This is a genomic window from Lentzea sp. NPDC060358, from assembly GCF_042725365.1.
In the GTDB taxonomy this organism is placed as follows: domain Bacteria; phylum Actinomycetota; class Actinomycetes; order Mycobacteriales; family Pseudonocardiaceae; genus Lentzea.
In genome coordinates this window covers 1-15,453 of sequence record NZ_JBHXCW010000015.1, presented here as the reverse complement: position 1 = coordinate 15,453, position 15,453 = coordinate 1, and the positions used below count along the sequence as shown (strand labels likewise).

The 15,453-nt window shown below is 70.9% G+C and carries 17 protein-coding genes; 15 read left to right on the top strand and 2 right to left on the bottom strand.

Features of this window, described 5'->3' with window-relative positions:
• The first annotated feature begins 57 nt into the window (after positions 1-57).
• From ACFWGZ_RS05425 to ACFWGZ_RS05415, 3 genes are all read left to right on the top strand, one after another.
• A complete protein-coding gene (locus ACFWGZ_RS05425) occupies positions 58-1,467 on the top strand; it encodes a DHA2 family efflux MFS transporter permease subunit (protein ID WP_382450233.1) in 1,410 nt (469 codons plus the stop codon).
• Entirely contained in the window at positions 1,427-2,026 is a 600-nt protein-coding gene (locus tag ACFWGZ_RS05420) for a Maf family protein (protein ID WP_382450232.1), read from the top strand. The genes ACFWGZ_RS05425 and ACFWGZ_RS05420 overlap by 41 nt, the downstream gene beginning before the upstream one ends.
• A 180-nt stretch (positions 2,027-2,206) precedes the next feature.
• Positions 2,207-3,493, top strand: a complete 1,287-nt coding sequence (locus tag ACFWGZ_RS05415; protein WP_382450231.1) for a dicarboxylate/amino acid:cation symporter — start codon at positions 2,207-2,209, stop codon at positions 3,491-3,493.
• Here ACFWGZ_RS05415 and ACFWGZ_RS05410 read toward each other — a convergent pair whose 3' ends face one another.
• On the bottom strand, positions 3,494-4,120 hold the full coding sequence (locus ACFWGZ_RS05410) for a hypothetical protein (protein ID WP_382450230.1): 627 nt from the start codon (positions 4,118-4,120) through the stop codon (positions 3,494-3,496).
• Between the two features lie 159 nt (positions 4,121-4,279).
• On the opposite strand from ACFWGZ_RS05410, the gene ACFWGZ_RS05405 reads away from it, so the two are divergent.
• The 8 genes from ACFWGZ_RS05405 to ACFWGZ_RS05370 all read left to right on the top strand — a co-directional run bounded on the left by ACFWGZ_RS05405 (position 4,280) and on the right by ACFWGZ_RS05370 (position 11,352).
• Positions 4,280-6,046: an acetyl/propionyl/methylcrotonyl-CoA carboxylase subunit alpha gene (locus ACFWGZ_RS05405; RefSeq protein ID WP_382450229.1), complete on the top strand. Its 1,767-nt coding sequence runs from the start codon at positions 4,280-4,282 to the stop codon at positions 6,044-6,046.
• Between the two features lie 504 nt (positions 6,047-6,550).
• Positions 6,551-6,937, top strand: a complete 387-nt coding sequence (locus ACFWGZ_RS05400; RefSeq protein ID WP_382450228.1) for a DUF1707 domain-containing protein — start codon at positions 6,551-6,553, stop codon at positions 6,935-6,937.
• Positions 6,916-7,713 (top strand): HAD-IA family hydrolase, encoded by a 798-nt coding sequence (locus ACFWGZ_RS05395; RefSeq protein WP_382450227.1) that lies wholly within the window; start codon positions 6,916-6,918, stop codon positions 7,711-7,713. Before ACFWGZ_RS05400 ends, ACFWGZ_RS05395 begins: the two co-directional genes overlap by 22 nt.
• Positions 7,714-7,723: 10 nt before the next feature.
• A complete protein-coding gene (locus ACFWGZ_RS05390) occupies positions 7,724-8,290 on the top strand; it encodes a GNAT family N-acetyltransferase (protein ID WP_382450226.1) in 567 nt (188 codons plus the stop codon).
• Between the two features lie 6 nt (positions 8,291-8,296).
• Positions 8,297-8,881, top strand: a complete 585-nt coding sequence (locus tag ACFWGZ_RS05385; protein ID WP_382450225.1) for a DUF3558 domain-containing protein — start codon at positions 8,297-8,299, stop codon at positions 8,879-8,881.
• A gap of 157 nt (positions 8,882-9,038) precedes the next feature.
• Positions 9,039-9,344 (top strand): transcriptional regulator, encoded by a 306-nt coding sequence (locus ACFWGZ_RS05380; protein WP_382450224.1) that lies wholly within the window; start codon positions 9,039-9,041, stop codon positions 9,342-9,344.
• A 2-nt stretch (positions 9,345-9,346) separates the two neighbouring features.
• Positions 9,347-10,546, top strand: a complete 1,200-nt coding sequence (locus ACFWGZ_RS05375; RefSeq protein WP_382450223.1) for a PPE domain-containing protein — start codon at positions 9,347-9,349, stop codon at positions 10,544-10,546.
• Complete coding sequence (locus ACFWGZ_RS05370) at positions 10,546-11,352, top strand: ESX secretion-associated protein EspG (protein WP_382450222.1); 807 nt, start codon at positions 10,546-10,548, stop codon at positions 11,350-11,352. The genes ACFWGZ_RS05375 and ACFWGZ_RS05370 overlap by 1 nt, the downstream gene beginning before the upstream one ends.
• Positions 11,353-11,454: 102 nt before the next feature.
• Here ACFWGZ_RS05370 and ACFWGZ_RS05365 read toward each other — a convergent pair whose 3' ends face one another.
• Positions 11,455-11,904 carry a gamma-glutamylcyclotransferase family protein gene (locus ACFWGZ_RS05365; RefSeq protein WP_045317832.1) on the bottom strand — a complete coding sequence of 150 codons (450 nt, stop codon included), beginning with the start codon at positions 11,902-11,904 and terminating at the stop codon, positions 11,455-11,457.
• A 109-nt stretch (positions 11,905-12,013) separates the two neighbouring features.
• On the opposite strand from ACFWGZ_RS05365, the gene ACFWGZ_RS05360 reads away from it, so the two are divergent.
• The 4 genes from ACFWGZ_RS05360 to ACFWGZ_RS05345 all read left to right on the top strand — a co-directional run bounded on the left by ACFWGZ_RS05360 (position 12,014) and on the right by ACFWGZ_RS05345 (position 15,358).
• On the top strand, positions 12,014-13,417 hold the full coding sequence (locus ACFWGZ_RS05360; protein ID WP_382450221.1) for an NAD(P)H-quinone dehydrogenase: 1,404 nt from the start codon (positions 12,014-12,016) through the stop codon (positions 13,415-13,417).
• 44 nt (positions 13,418-13,461) lie between these two features.
• Entirely contained in the window at positions 13,462-14,034 is a 573-nt protein-coding gene (locus ACFWGZ_RS05355; RefSeq protein WP_382450220.1) for a class F sortase, read from the top strand.
• A 36-nt stretch (positions 14,035-14,070) separates the two neighbouring features.
• The gene (locus ACFWGZ_RS05350) at positions 14,071-14,736 is read left to right on the top strand and encodes a hypothetical protein (protein ID WP_382450219.1); all 666 of its coding nucleotides are present in this window, start codon (positions 14,071-14,073) and stop codon (positions 14,734-14,736) included.
• A 199-nt stretch (positions 14,737-14,935) separates the two neighbouring features.
• Complete coding sequence (locus ACFWGZ_RS05345) at positions 14,936-15,358, top strand: sortase domain-bontaining protein (protein WP_382450218.1); 423 nt, start codon at positions 14,936-14,938, stop codon at positions 15,356-15,358.
• Positions 15,359-15,453: the final 95 nt, after the last annotated feature.

Below are 15,453 nucleotides of genomic sequence, written 5' to 3'. Positions count from 1 at the left end.
AAGAGGTGATCGCGCATCAGCAGTACTACTCAAACGGACCGTGCGAACTGGCGGACCGTGTACGCGTTGTGCATCGGCTTCTTCATGACGCTGCTGGACACGACCATCGTGAACGTCGCGCTGCCGTCGATGATCACGGACCTGGGTGCCTCGCTGAACGACGTGATCTGGGTCGTCAGCGCCTACCTGCTCGCGTTCGCGGTGCCGTTGCTGCTGACCGGGCGCCTCGGTGACCGGTACGGGCCGAAGCGCCTCTACGGCATCGGGCTCGTGCTGTTCCTGCTGGCCTCGCTGGCCTGCGGGCTGTCGACCAGCGCCGAGGCGCTGATCGCCGCCCGCGTGTTCCAGGGCCTGGGCGCCGCGGCCATGACGCCGCAGACGATGGCGTTCATCACGCACCTGTTCCCGCCGGCCAAGCGCGGCGCGGCCCTGGGCATGTGGGGGTCGGTGGCCGGGCTCGCGACGGTCTCCGGGCCGCTGCTCGGCGGCGTGCTGGTCACGCACCTGGGCTGGGAGTGGATCTTCTTCGTGAACCTCCCGATCGGCGTGGCCGCGGTGGTGCTGCTGGTCCTGTGGGTCCCCGACCTGCGGCCGGACCGCGCACCGCGGTTCGACGTGCTCGGCGTCGTGCTCTGCTGCATCGGGCTCGGGCTGCTCGTGTTCGGCATCCAGAACGGCGAGCACTACCGGTGGGGCCGGGTGGCAGGGCCGATCACCGTCACCGAGGTCATCGCGGCCGGGGTGCTGTTCCTCGTGCTGTTCGTGCTCTGGCAGGCGTCCGCGCGCAACCCCGAGCCGTTGATGCCGCTGCGGATCTTCCGCAACCGCAACTTCTCGCTCGGCAACGTCGCGAACATCGCCATCGGCATCACCGTGACCGGTGTGTTCGTGCCGCTGACGCTGTTCCTGCAGACCGTGCCGAAGCTGTCGCCGCTGATGGCGGGCCTGGTCACCGCCCCGGCGTCGCTGATGTCCGGCGTGGTCGCGATCTTCGCGGGACGGCTGTCGAACCGGGCGGACGCCAAGTTCCTGCCGATCACCGGGTTCGTGCTGATGGGCGCGGGCATCGTCGCGATGACGTTCCTGCTGGGCGACGGCTCCCAGTGGGTGCTGCTGCCGTCGATGGTCGCGCTGGGCATCGGCATGGGGCTCGTGTTCTCGCCGCTGACGAACATCTCGACGCGGACCCTCGACCGGTCGCTGCTGGGCGCCGGGTCGGGCATCTACAACACGTCCCGGCAGTTCGGGAACGTGCTGGGCAGCGCGGCCACCGGCGCGGTGCTGCAGATCGTGCTGGCCTCGACCGGTGACTTCACCGCGGCCGTGCGGGCGTCGTTCTACCTGCTGCTCACGGTGCTCGTGGTCGGCGTCGCCGCCGCGTTCGCCTTCCGGCAGGTCGCGGCGCCGGGCGTGGCAGACTCCGCGCGTGCGTCTGATCCTGGCCTCCCAGTCTCCCGCCCGTCTTAGCGTCCTGCGCGCGGCGGGGATCGAGCCCGTCGTCCGCGTGTCCGGTGTGGACGAGGACGCGCTCGTCGCGTCGCTCGAGAACCCCACGCCCGAGGAGACCGTCGTCGCCCTGTCGGCGGCCAAGGCGGAGGCGGTCGAGCACGACGACGAGTGCGTCGTGGTCGGCTGCGACTCGATGCTGCTGTTCGAGGGCGAGCTGGTGGGCAAGCCCGGCACGGCCGAGGTCGCCCGCGAGCGGTGGCGCCGGATCGCGGGCAAGAGCGGCGTGCTGATCACCGGCCACACCGTGCTGAGGGTGTCCGGCGGGGCCGTCGTGGACCGCGCGTCGGGCGCCGAGTCGACCACAGTGCGGTTCGGCACGCCGTCGGACGAGGACCTGGAGGCCTACCTCGCGACCGGCGAGCCGCTGCACGTCGCGGGCGGTTTCACGATCGACGGGCTCGGCGGCTGGTTCATCGACGGCATCGAGGGCGACCACACGTCCGTCATCGGCATCAGCCTGCCGCTCACCCGCAGGCTGCTGGGCCAGGTGGGTGTCGTGGTGTCCACACTCTGGTAGACGCTGGTCACAGTTCACCTGATCGGGGAAGACTGCTCCCACCGCGAGCGTTGGGGGCGAGTGGTGAACGAGTACTTGACGCGTCGCAGGCACATCGACCTGGCACGCAGGACGAGCGCGGGCTGTCGGAGCTGACTGCTCCCCCAGCCCCTTTCCGCCACCCCTGTGCAGGAGATCCCTGTGTCCTTCGTCCAGACGTACCGCAAGCCGAAGGTCTTCGGCTTCACAGTCCTCGGCGCGCTCGTGCTCGGCGCCCTCGCCGGCTGGCTCGGCAAGGGCACGTGGCTCGCGCCCGTGCTCGCCAAGATCGGTTCCACCTTCACGGCGCTGCTCCAGCTCACCGTCATCCCGCTGGTGTTCACGGCGATCGTCGTGGGCATCGCGTCGCTGCGCAACCTCGGCGGCGGCCGCACCGCCGCCCGGCTCGGCGGCAAGACGTTCCTCTGGTTCGCCACCACGTCGTTCATCGCGGTGCTGATCGGCATCGCGGTCGCGTCGGTCTTCCGGCTCGGCCAGGGCGTGCAGATCGAGCCCGCCGCCGGCGCCGTCGACAAGCTCGCCAAGCGGGCGTCCGGCTCGTGGCAGGCGCTGCTCGACAACCTGGTGCCGACCAACATCTTCAGCGCCTTCACCGAGGGTGAAGTGCTGCAGGTCGTGTTCATCGCCGTGCTGGTCGGCTTCGCCGCCTACGCGCTCGGGGACAAGGCCGCGCCGTTCACGAACCTGGTCCGGTCGTTCTTCGACATCGTCCAGAAGGTCGTGGGCTGGATCGTCCTGCTCGCCCCGATCGGCATCTTCGGCCTCATCGGCAACGCGGTGGCGACCTACGGCAACTCGTTCGTGAAGCCGCTGTTCTCGTTGATCCTCGCCGTGTACCTCGGCTCCGCGCTGGTGCTGTTCGTCGTCTACCCGGTGCTGCTGAAGTTCGTCGGCAAGACCTCGCCGGTCGAGTTCTTCCGCAAGGCGGGCACCGCACTGCAGTTCGCGTTCGTGTCCCGCTCCTCGGGCGCCACGCTCCCGTTGTCCCGCAAGGCCGCCACCGACCTCGGCGTCCCGCAGGAGTACGCGAACTTCGCCGTGCCGCTCGCCACCACGACCAAGATGGACGGCTGCGCCGCGGTCTACCCGGCCGTCGCGACGATCTTCATCGCCAACCTGTTCGGCATCCAGCTCTCGGTCTGGCAGTACGTCGGCATCGTGCTCGTCGCCGTGTTCGGCGCCCTGGCCACCGCCGGGACGACCGGCTGGTACACGATGCTCACGCTGACCCTGAGCGTCGTCGGCCTGCCGCCGCAGGTGATCGCGACCGGTGTGGCCGTGGTCTACGCGATCGACCCGATCCTCGACATGATGCGCACCGCGACCAACGTGGCCGGCCAGATCACCGTGCCGGTGCTGGTCGCCCGCGGCGAGAACATCATCGAGGAGCCCGCGGTCCCCGCCGAGAAGGACCTCGTCAACGCCTGATCAGTCCGCGCAGGGGCGCAACTGCGACAACTTTGGTGCCGGTGCGGGCCAGCCGGGGAGCTGGTCCCGCGCCGGCGCCGCCGTCGTGCACCCGAGCTCCGGTCCCACCACGGAGAACACCTGCACGAACGCGTTCGCGCACTGCCCGTCGCAGGCCAGCTGGACGGCGACGACGTCGGCGGTGCCGTCCTCGTCGACGTCGTGCAGCCCGAGGAACCCCCCGGTCGCGAGGTAGGCCTGCGCGCGCGACCACGTGCCGTCCTTGCGGATCAGCACCTCGCCGAGCAGGTCGGTGCCGCGGGCGCCGTGCACGAGGCAGACGCCGACCGCCGCGTCCGCGCACTGCAACGACCTGTCGTTCACCGCCGCACCGGACTCGGCGATGGTCATCTCGAAGATGAACTGGCCGGACCCGCCGCTGATCCGGATGCGGCCGCCGCCCGTTCCGCCGAGCAGCTCGACGAGGTCCTCCCCGACCGATTTGCCGATGACGACCTGGCAGACGGTGGTGCCGCAGCGCATTCCGGTGTCCGAACCGTATTGTGCTGAATCGATGTTGCCGGGGCGCTGGAAATAGGCGAACACGAGCCCCGCGACGACGACCACGGCGGCGACGACAGCGGTCACCTGCACGGACCTGGTTCCACCCACATCGCAGATTGTGGCCGATGTGCTCACGATCGTGGCGGAGTGAGCCGTCTCTCCCTCTCGGACTTCCCCGATTTCCGTAGACTGCGGCACCAGTCAGAGCCGTAAATCACCGGTCCCAGCAGGAGGTACGACGCCGTGTCGCTGCGCAAGGTCCTCATCGCCAACCGCGGTGAGATCGCCGTCCGGGTCATCCGCGCCTGCCGTGACGCCGGCCTGACGAGCGTCGCCGTCTACGCCGACCCCGACCGGGACGCCCCGTTCGTCCGGCTCGCCGACGAGGCGTTCGCGCTCGGCGGGAACACCCCCGGCGAGAGCTACCTGTCGATCGAGAAGGTGCTGGCCGCGGCCGCGCAGTCCGGCGCCGACTCCGTGCACCCCGGTTACGGCTTCCTGTCCGAGAACGCGGAGTTCGCCCAGGCCGTGCTCGACGCGGGTCTGGTGTGGATCGGCCCGACCCCGCAGGCCATCCGCGACCTCGGCGACAAGGTGACCGCGCGGCACATCGCGACGCGCGCGGGCGCGCCGCTGGTGCCCGGCACCAATGACCCGGTCGACGGCCCCGACGAGATCATCGCGTTCGCCTCCGAGCACGGCCTGCCGATCGCGATCAAAGCGGCGTTCGGCGGCGGCGGCCGCGGCCTGAAGGTCGCGCGCACGATGGAGGAGATCCCGGAGCTGTTCGACTCGGCGGTCCGCGAGGCCGTCACGGCGTTCGGCCGCGGCGAGTGCTTCGTCGAGCGCTACCTGGACAAGCCGCGCCACGTCGAGGCGCAGGTCCTCGCCGACACCCACGGCAACGTGATCGTCGTCGGCACCCGCGACTGCTCGCTGCAGCGCCGCCACCAGAAGCTGGTCGAGGAGGCCCCCGCGCCGTTCCTGACCGACGAGCAGCGCGCCACGATCCACTCCTCCGCCAAGGCGATCTGCCTGGAAGCGGGCTACCACGGCGCCGGCACCGTCGAGTACCTCGTGGCCCTCGACGGCACGATCTCGTTCCTGGAGGTCAACACCCGCCTGCAGGTCGAACACCCGGTGTCGGAGGAGACGACGGGCCTCGACCTGGTGCGCGAGCAGTTCCGCATCGCCGCGGGCGAGAAGCTGCGGTACACCGAGGACCCGGCCCCGCGCGCGCACTCGATCGAGTTCCGCATCAACGGCGAGGACGCGGGCCGCGGCTTCCTGCCCGCCCCCGGCACCGTGACCACCTTCGTGGCGCCGTCGGGTCCGGGCGTGCGCGTGGACGCCGGCGTCGAGAGCGGCTCCGTGATCGGCGGCCAGTTCGACTCGCTGCTCGCCAAGCTGATCGTGACCGGCGAGACCCGCGAGGACGCCCTGGCCCGCGCCCGCCGCGCGCTCGACGAGATGGTCGTCGAGGGCATGGCGACCGTGCTGCCGTTCCACCGCGTGATCGTGCGCGACGCGGCCTTCACGGCCGAGAAGCCCGAGGGCTTCACCGTGCACACGCGGTGGATCGAGACGGAGTTCGACAACCAGATCGAGCCGTTCACCGGCGGCGCCGACGCCTCGGAGGACTCGCCGCGGCAGACCGTGGTGGTCGAGGTGGGCGGACGCCGCCTGGAGGTGTCGCTGCCGGGCGACCTCGCGGCAGGCGCCGCACGACCGGCCGGTGCCGCGCCGAAGAAGGCCAAGGCGAAGCGCGGTGGCGGCGGGTCGGCGGCGGTGTCCGGGGACGCCGTGGCCGCGCCGATGCAGGGCACGATCGTGAAGGTGGCCGTGGAGGACGGGCAGACCGTCGCCGCCGGCGACCTGATCGTGGTGCTGGAGGCCATGAAGATGGAGAACCCGGTCACCGCGCACAAGGCGGGCACCGTGACGGGGCTGGCCGCCTCGGCCGGTGACCCGATCACGCAGGGCACCGTGATCTGCGAGCTGAAGGACTGAGCCGGGGCGGTTCCGGGCTGATCCGGGCACCGGGTGGACTTGGGTGCCGGGCTGACCTGGGTGCCGGGCCGACCTGGGCACCGGGCTGGTCCACGCGCCAGGCCGACCTGGGCACCGAGCTGACCTGGGTACCGGGCTGATCCGGGCACCAAGCCGATCCGCGCGCCAGGGCGACGTGAGCACCGGGCGGACCTGGGCACCGGGCCAACCCGCGCACCGGGCCGACCTGGGTGCCGGGCTGGTCCACGCGCCAGGCCGTTCCGCGCGCCAGGCCGATCCCGGCACCGGGCCGATCCGCGCACCAAGCTGACCCGGCACCAGGCAGGAACCTGCCAGCCGGGAACGTACCGGGCGCAAAGCAAGCTGACGCGGGGGTCCCCTTCGGTTCGGGGTCCCCCGCGACCCAACCTACGCGCGGGGTCTGACACTTCTGCGCGCGTCGCCGCGAGGCGTTCTCCCGCCAACGCCGAAGCCCACCCCCGCCGCTCACCTACGATTGGCGGCGTGAGCGACCCGTCCAGGGACATCCGCGTCGGTGACACCGAACGCCAGCAGGCGTTGCAGGTGCTCGGCGAGCACATGAGCGCGGGCCGCATCGACGTCGACGAGTACGGCGAGCGGTCCGCGAAGATCACCACCGCCAAGACCCGCGGCGAGCTGATGGCGCTGTTCCACGACCTGCCCGACCCGCGGCCGCAGTTCGTCACGCCCGTGGCGATGTTCGCCGAGCCGTCGCGTCCGCCCGCGAAGCGGTGGGAGGGCGCGGTCATCCCCGTCGTGGGCGTGGCCGTGGTGATCGCGTTCTTCGTGCTCGTCAAGAACCCGTTGATCTTCCTGCTCATCCCCGCCGTGGCGGTCCTGTGGGGGCAGTGGAACGGACGACGACGCTGAAACCGTTGCTGCTGCTGGACCTCGACGGCGTTTTGCGCGCCTACGAGCCGACTCCGCCGAAGATCGCCGAGGTCGCCTTCGCACCGTCGCTGTTGCACCGCGCCGTCACCGGGCAGATCACCGATGAGCAGTGGCACGACGAGATCGCCCGCACGGTGCCGCGGCACGAGGTCGACTCGTGGGCGGTCGTCGGTTCGGTGATGCCCGAGGCGTTGGCGTTGGTGCGTGCGGCGCGACGGCAGTGCTTCGTCGCGTTGCTGTCCAACGCGACCACGCGGCTCGAGAGCGACCTCGAACTGCTCGGGCTGGACGTCGAGTTCGACGCCGTCTTCAACTCGGCGCGGCTCGGGGTCGCGAAGCCCGATCCCGCGATCTACCGGCGCGTGCTCGACGAGCTGGGCTGCGAGACCGGCGTGTTCTGCGACGACTCCGCGGAGAACGCGGCCGCGGCGTGTGAGGCCGGGCTGGACGGCGTGCACGTGCCGGACACGGCGGCGTTGCGGACGGCGCTGGCGGTGCGCGGGCTGATCCCCGCCACGGTGCTGCTGATCCTTCCCGACCGCGACGAGGCCGAGGGGCTCGCGGAGGAGTTGCTGGCCGGCGGCTGGGGGCCGTGCGCCGTGCACCGCGACATGCTGGCGGGCGAGGACGACGCCGAGGACGTCGACTGGGTGGTCGAGCTGACCACCGCTCCCGACGGCACGCCGGCCTCGGCGCACCGCGGCGAGCTCGACGATCTGGCGGAACGGCACGACGGGTTCACCGGCGAGGGCTAGCCTCTGCCGCGTGGAGCCAGTAGAGATCAACGCGGGTGAGCACTACCTGCGCGCCTTCCGCCACGACGACCGCGTCAGCGACGTGCCCGCGCTCGTCGAGATCTACGCGGACCCGGCGACGAAGCGGTACATGACCAGCCAGAACATCATCGACGCGGCGTCGGCGGAGATGTTCGTCCTGCTGATGAGCAACGGCTGGGAGAAGGACTACCGCTGGTCGTGGGCCGTGTGCGACGCGGTCAGCGGAGACCTGGTGGCGGGCATCGTGCTCCACAACGTCAACCGCCGGCTCGGCTCGGCCGAGGTGACCTGCTGGACGCACCCCGCCCACCGCGGCAAGGGCGTGCTGCCCAGAGCGCTCAACGCCGCGCTCGGCTGGGCGTTCGGCGCCAAGGACATGCACCGGATCGTCTACAAGCACGCGGTGGCCAACACCTCGTCCCAGCGGGTCGCGCAGAAGTGCGGCTTCACCCTGGAGGGCCGCCTTCGCGACGAAGAGATCATCGACGACCAGCGCGTCGACCAGTTGTCGTGGTCACGGTTGTCGACGGACCCGGTGCCCGAGCAGCTACCGTGACCGGCCATGCGGACCCCGGCGTTCCTGATCGTCGCGGTGGCGCTGGCCGGTTGCACGGCAGTGCCGCGGCAGAGCTCGCTGACCACTCCTCCGCCGCCACCCCCTCCGCCGACGACGTCGGTCTCGCGGATGGACTTCCCGCAGCGGCCGCGTGAGGTGCCGCTCGACTCGGTGGAGCCGTGCGCGGTGCTCTCACCCGACCAGCTGATGTCGCTGAGCCTCGACAACCCGCCCAGCGCGTACGTCGAGACGAGCTTCGGCGGTGCCAAGGCGTGCACGATCCGGAGCACCACGAGCGGAAATGTGGCGAGGATCGCACTCGTGCTCGCCTCGGGCGCCGACGTGTGGCTGTCGGAGAACGCACAGGCCGACTACAAGGTCACCACGATCGAGGGATTCGCGGCGATCACTGTCCGCACACCCGACGTGCACGACGTCTGCAATGTGGAAATAGACGTCGCCAATGGGCAGTTCGTCGACGTCATGTTCCGCGACGGGGGCAATTCGGCTGCGGTACAACAAGATCATCTTTGCCTCGGGGCCATGCGCGTGGCCGAGGCCGTGATGGCCAGTTTGCTGCAGAAGCGCTGACCCACACGGGCGGATGTCACTGATCGCACTCCACAGCGTTACCTCGGGTGGATAGAGTGACCGGGCGCCAAGTACGCACGATCGCCGGAGGTTCGCGATGCCGCCAGGAGGACGCAGCGGGGCTGACTCCTCGCCACCCGTCCAGCATCAGCTGAACGTGGAACCGGAGGCCATCCCGGCGTTGCGCACCACGTTCTCGGCCGCGCTGACCAAGCTCGACAAGCAGATCGAGATGGCCATCACCGAGTTCCGCGTCCGCCCGTGGGCGGGTGACCCGGTGAGCGCGGAGGCCGCGGAGAAGTTCAACGACCGCTCGATCGCGGACGGCGACTCGGCGCTGCAGGCCCTGCTGAACTACCAGCGGCAGCTCAAGACCGCGATGGACAACCTCAACCAGATCGAGCGGCAGTACGCCGCCGTCGAGGGCGACAACACCGGCATGCTGAACAAGAGCGGGTGCTGACCATGGCCGACCACCGCTGGCAGGGTTACAGCCACAAGGAGCTGTACGAGCGCATCCACTCAGGTCCGGGCGCCGCGGCGTCGTTCGCGTCGATGGAGCGCTGGCAGGGCGTGTCGGCAGCGCTGACCGAGATCAACGACGACCTGCACAGCGGCATCACCCTGTCCGGGGCCAAGTGGTCCGGCAAGGCGGCCGACATGGCGCAGGCGGGCCTGAACCCGATCGCCGCGTGGGCCGACAGCGCCCGCACCGGCTCGGACGTCATGCGCTACTCGGCCGAACTGCAGGCCGGCTACGTCTCGAAGGCCCGCGCGGACATGCCCGCCCCGGTCGCCGTGACCGCGGAGCAGCCGAACGCACTGGTCAGCGGCCTCACCCACCTCTTCGGCGGCCAGACCGACCACGAGAAGCAGGAGGCGGCCCAGGACGCCGCCGAGCGCCGCGCCCGTGAGGTCATGACCACCTACGCGTCGTCCACGACGGCGAACACCTCGACGCTGGGCCAGTTCAGCCAGCCCCCGCAGCTGCAGATCAGCGGCACCGGCATCACGCACGGCGGCGGCGCGAACATCGGCACGGCCGCGGTCTGGGGCGTCGGCCCGCACGGCACGGGCGGGTCCGCCACCCGCGGCCGCACCGGTTCGGGCACGCGCGGCGCGACCACGACGCCGCCGCGCGGCGGCTCGTCCTCGACGCCGGGTTCCACGACCCGCACGTCGAGCACCTCCGTGCCCACGACGCCGACCAAGCACCTCTCGACCACGATCCCGACCAGCACGGGCCCCGGCGGCACCGGCACGGCGGGCGTCGGCCTGCCCGGCCAGCGCTCCGGGTCCAGGTCGGGCTCGCAGAACAACGGCGGCGCGGACCAGCCGAAGTTCATGGAGGACGGCGCCACCATGTCGTCCGGTGCCGCGATGGGCACCGTCATGAACCAGGGCCACGCGGCGGGCGTCGCGAACGCGTCGGGCTCGGCCATGGGCCCGATGGGCACGGTCGGTGCGCAGAACAACGACCAGGTGCACCGCAGGGTCGTGCCGATGCCGCAGTCGTTCGACCCCTTCGGCGGGATGGGCCCGCGCAAGGGCGAGGACGAGGACGACCTGGAGCACAAGGCCGCCGACTACCTGCGCGAACGCGACGACATCTACGGCGTGGGCACCTACTCGCTGCCGGTGATCGGGGAGAGCTCGACCGACTGATGACCCTGTTCGGCTTGGACGTCGGGACGAGCGACACGCGCGACCCGGTGATCATCTCGACGCTGGAGTTCGACGTCCTCTGGGAGCACCTGGGCCTGGAGACGATGCCGCTCGTGCTGAAGGTCCCCTCGCCGGGCAAGACCCGCGAGGAACGCCGGGGCATCGAGGACCAGGTCTGGCGTCAGCTGGGAGCGCGCGGCCTGGGCGGCCCGCGTTCCCTGGACCCGACCCTCGAGGACCTCCTGCACGTGCTGAACCGCCCGCAGCAGGAGATCGACGCCCGCCTGTGGCTGCACGAACGCAGCGTCCGGATCCTGGCCGCCGGCAAGGGCCAGGCAGGCGTCCTCGCGGTGCTGGACCACGGCCAGCTGGTCCTGCGCCCGGCGGAGGCCGACGGACTGCCGCGCGAAGCCCTGACCGCCCTCCCCCCGGCTCCCGCGGGCGAGGGCCACTCGATCACCCTGCCCTCCGCCGACCTGGACGCGGCCGCGGCCTCGGCCGACACCCCGGAGGAGCTGGCCGAGGCCCTGCGCGGCCGGGTGCGTGAGGACGACGCCGTGACGCTGGCCGAGATGGTCCGCGACGCGTCGAACCGCGGCCAGTTCGGCGCCGCGGCCCGCGACAAGTGGGGCAAGCGGGTGCGCCCGGACCGGGTGGTGGCGTTCTACGACACGCCCAAGGGCCGCTACCTGCAGATGAGGCGCGGCTCGGCAGGGCAGGAGCCGTGGTCGACGATCACGCCCGTGGACTACCGCCGCCTGCACCACCACCTGGTGGAGCTGCTGGCGGAGGCGGCGGGTTCCTGAGCCCCGGCGAGCACGCGCGCCGGGGAACCCGACGCGCCCGCTGCGGACCGCTCTCCGCTGGAACCCGCCCACCGGGGAGCCACTACGGCACCGGGGGCGGGGTCAGGGCCCGATCCCCTGGCAGGGCCGGGTCCGCAGGTCGTTGACGTAGTCGTCGGGCGCCCCGGCGGCCTCGGCGGCGTCGGCGACCACCCCGATGTACCGGGCGGACGGCAGCCCGCCCTCGTACGCGTCCAGCACGTACAGCCAGGCCACCACGGACCCCTCCAGGGTCTGCACGCGCAGCCTGATCTTCTTGTAGAGCCCGAGCGCGCCCTCCCAGCGGTCCAGCCGCGACTCGTCGCGGGGTGAGACGTCGTAGAGCACGCAGAACGTCTGCTGGTCGGGCTCCTCGACGATCGTCGCGAGGGCGCCTTCCCAGCCGAGGTCCTCGCCACCGAACGTCAGACGCCAACCGACGAGCCAGCCGGTCCCCGCGAGCGGGGAGTACGGGGCTCGCTCCATCATCTGGTTCGGATCCATGTTCGACCCGTACGCGGCATAGAGCGGCACGTCCGACAGCGTAGCGACCCATCGATCAGCTTTAGGTACTGACGACACGCGCGATTCGGGCAACGCGTACGGTTGTGCCGGCCAGCAAGCGCGCAGAAGGGAACTGATCGTGACCCGCATCGTCATCATGGGCGGCGGACCCGCAGGTTACGAGGCAGCCCTGGTCGCGGCGCAGCACGGCGCCGACGTGACCGTGGTGGAGAACGACGGGGCCGGTGGCGCGTGCGTGTTGTACGACTGCGTGCCGTCCAAGACCTTCATCGCCTCGGCCGGTGCCCGCAGCGCCTTCCGCAACGCCGGTGAGCTGGGCATTCAGACCAACAACGAGCACGCGGCCGTCGACCTGCCGGTCGTACACGGTCGGGTGAAGGGCCTCGCCCTGGCGCAGTCCGCGGACGTGCGGGCGCGGCTGCAGCGCGAGGGCGTCCGGCTGGTCAACGGGCGGGCGAAGTTCGCCGACGACTCGCGCGGGCTCGCCCAGCACCGGGTCGTCACCATCGCCGCGGACGGCTCCGAGGAGGTCCTCGACGCCGATGTGGTGCTCATCGCAACGGGCGCGACCCCGCGCGTGTTGCAGGGTGCCGAGCCCGACGGCAAGCGGATCCTCACCTGGCGGCAGATCTACGACCTGCCCGAACTGCCCGAGCACCTCGCGGTGATCGGTTCCGGCGTCACCGGTGTCGAGTTCGCCAGCGCCTACACCGAGATGGGCGTGAAGGTGACGATGGTCTCCAGCCGGGACCGGGTGCTGCCCCACGAGGACGCCGACGCGGCCGCGGTGCTCGAGGACGTGTTCGCCGAGCGCGGCACGGCCGTCGTCAAGCACGCCCGCGCCGACAAGGTCGAGAACACCGGCGACGGCGTCCTGATCCACCTGGAAGACGGTCGCACGATCGAGGCGTCGCACGCCCTGATGACCGTCGGCTCGGTGCCCAACACGACCGACATCGGCCTCGACAAGATCGGCATCGACCTCGGGCGCGGCGGGTACATCCCCGTCGACCGGGTGAGCCGGACGAACGTCAGCGGCGTCTACGCGGCCGGCGACTGCACCGGTGTGCTGCTGCTCGCCTCGGTCGCGGCCATGCAGGGCCGCATCGCGATGTGGCACGCGCTGGGCGAGGGCGTCAGCCCGATCAAGCTCAAGACCGTCGCCGCGAACGTCTTCACCAACCCGGAGATCGCGAGCGTCGGCATCAGCCAGCAGGCGATCGACTCGGGCGAGGTCCCGGCCCGCACGATCATGCTGCCGCTCGCCACGAACCCCCGCGCCAAGATGGAGGGTCTGCGCCGCGGCTTCGTGAAGCTCTTCTGCCGCCCGGCCACCGGCGTGGTCATCGGCGGTGTGGTCGTCGCGCCGAACGCGAGCGAGCTCATCCTGCCGATCGCGATGGCCGTGCAGAACCAGCTCACCGTCGAGCACCTCGCTACGACGTTCTCGGTCTACCCGTCGCTCACGGGCTCCATCACGGAGGCCGGCCGCCAGCTGATGCGGCACGACGACCTCGACTAGGCAACTCGAGGCAACCATGCCCCGGACACGAGCGTGTCCGGGGCATGCGTTCGTTCTGGGGACTTCTCGTCGCACTGGCCCTGCTGGCCGGGTGCGCGCAGGCACCTGACGTCGCGCTGCCGACCTCACCACCGGCGACGGAACCGTCCGAAGTGGACAGGGGGATGCCTCCGTCGGAACCGACCGAGGTGCGCATCCCCGAGATCGGCGTGCGGTCGTCGCTGGTCCCGCTCAGGCTCAACCCCGACGGGACGGTCGAGGTGCCGCCGGTCGAGCAGCCGATGCAGGCCGGGTGGTACGAGCACGCCCGCACACCGGGAGAACCAGGCCCAGCGGTGCTGCTCGGCCACGTCGACGGCAACGCGCAGCCGGGGATCTTCTTCCGGCTGCGGGAACTCGTCGAGGGCGACGAGGTCGAGGTGTCCAGGAAGGACGGGACGACGGCCCGGTTCCGCGTGCGCAGGACCGAGCAGGTCGCCAAGGACGACTTCCCCTCCGAAGCCGTCTACGGCGACACCCGAGAACCCGAGCTGCGGCTCATCACCTGCGGGGGCACGTTCGACGCGCAGGCCCGCGGCTACCGGGACAACGTCATCGTCTACGCGACGTTGATCTGAGAATCCGTTTCACCACACCATTTTTTGGGGGAAGACATGAAGGCAAACACGGCTCTCGCCGCACTCGCGGCGGTGGCAGCGGTCGTCGTGACCGGTCCGGGAGCGACCGCGCAGGAGGAGGTCACGCCCGTGTTCGAGATCGCACCGAACGTCCTGCAGATGGAGCAGCACTTCGAGGTGCAGCCCGTGGGTGGCACCTGCCCCGGCGGCAGCGAGTCCACCACCTCGCCCGGTTTCGCCGCGCCCGTTCCGGCGGGTGGCCTGCACGGGATCGCCGCCTCGACGCCGGGCAAGTTCACCGCGACGCTCAAGTGCAAGGGCAGCAGCAAGACCGGCACGGCGGAGTTCGAGGTCGTCGACCGGCGGGCGACGCCGCGCTTCACGATCGTCCCGTCCACGCTCCAGCAGGGCCAGCCCTTCGAGGTCCGGATCGAGAAGGGCGACTGCCCGAACGGCGGCGAGATCCGCTCGGCGGGGTTCCGGGAGTGGCTCCGGCCCGGACAGCTGCACGGCATCGCGGGGTACGGGCTCGGCACGCAGTACGCCGAACTCTACTGCGAGGACCACGCCTACCGCGGCACCGCGGAGTTCGAGGTCGTCGCCAAGCCGCAGACCCCGTCCGCGCCGCACATGCCGAAGGCCAAGACCCCGGTCGTGGTGCCGAAGGGCGCTCCGCAGACCGGTGGCGGCGGCACGGCCTGATCCACGGGCAGGACCGGTACCGGTACCGGTTCTTGATCAAAGGTGGTCCGGTGCGCGGCGAACCCACCGGGTGTGCGTCAATGGGGTCGTGCGGACTCGTGTCTTGATCGCGGTGTTGAGTGTGGCACTGGCCACCGCCTGTACGAAGGGCCCGGCTCCGAAGCCGTCGGCGGCGACGAGCGAAGCAGCTCCGCCGCCGGTGGTGTCGCCGCTGGGCACCTCCGACCCGATGGAGCTGCGGATCGAACGAATCGGCGTGCGGTCGTCGTTGGTGGCACTGGGGCTCGACCCGCGCGGGGTCGTCGAGATGCCGCCCGTGAGCGAGGGCATGCAGGCGGGCTGGCACCAGACGCGGCCCCAGCAGTGGATCGTCGTCGGGCGGATCGAGAGCAACAAGGCCAGAGGCGTCTTCTACCGGCTGAACGACCTGCAGCAGGGAGACGTCGTCGAAGTGTCCAAGAAGGACGGTTCGGTGGCGCGCTTCACCGTGGCGCGCACGGAGAGGATCATCCGCGACGACTTCTTCGCGGAGGCCGTCGCGCGCGACGCCGAGGAGGAGGGGCTGCGGCTGATCACGTGTGGCACGCGCGACAACGTGATCGTGCACGCCGCCCCCGTCTAGCGACGACGAGGTGATCCGCGCTCAGCCGGACACCTCGCGGCGGGGCGCCGCACGGTGGCGGGGTGGCACAGGCGTACCCCCCAACACCCCCCAGA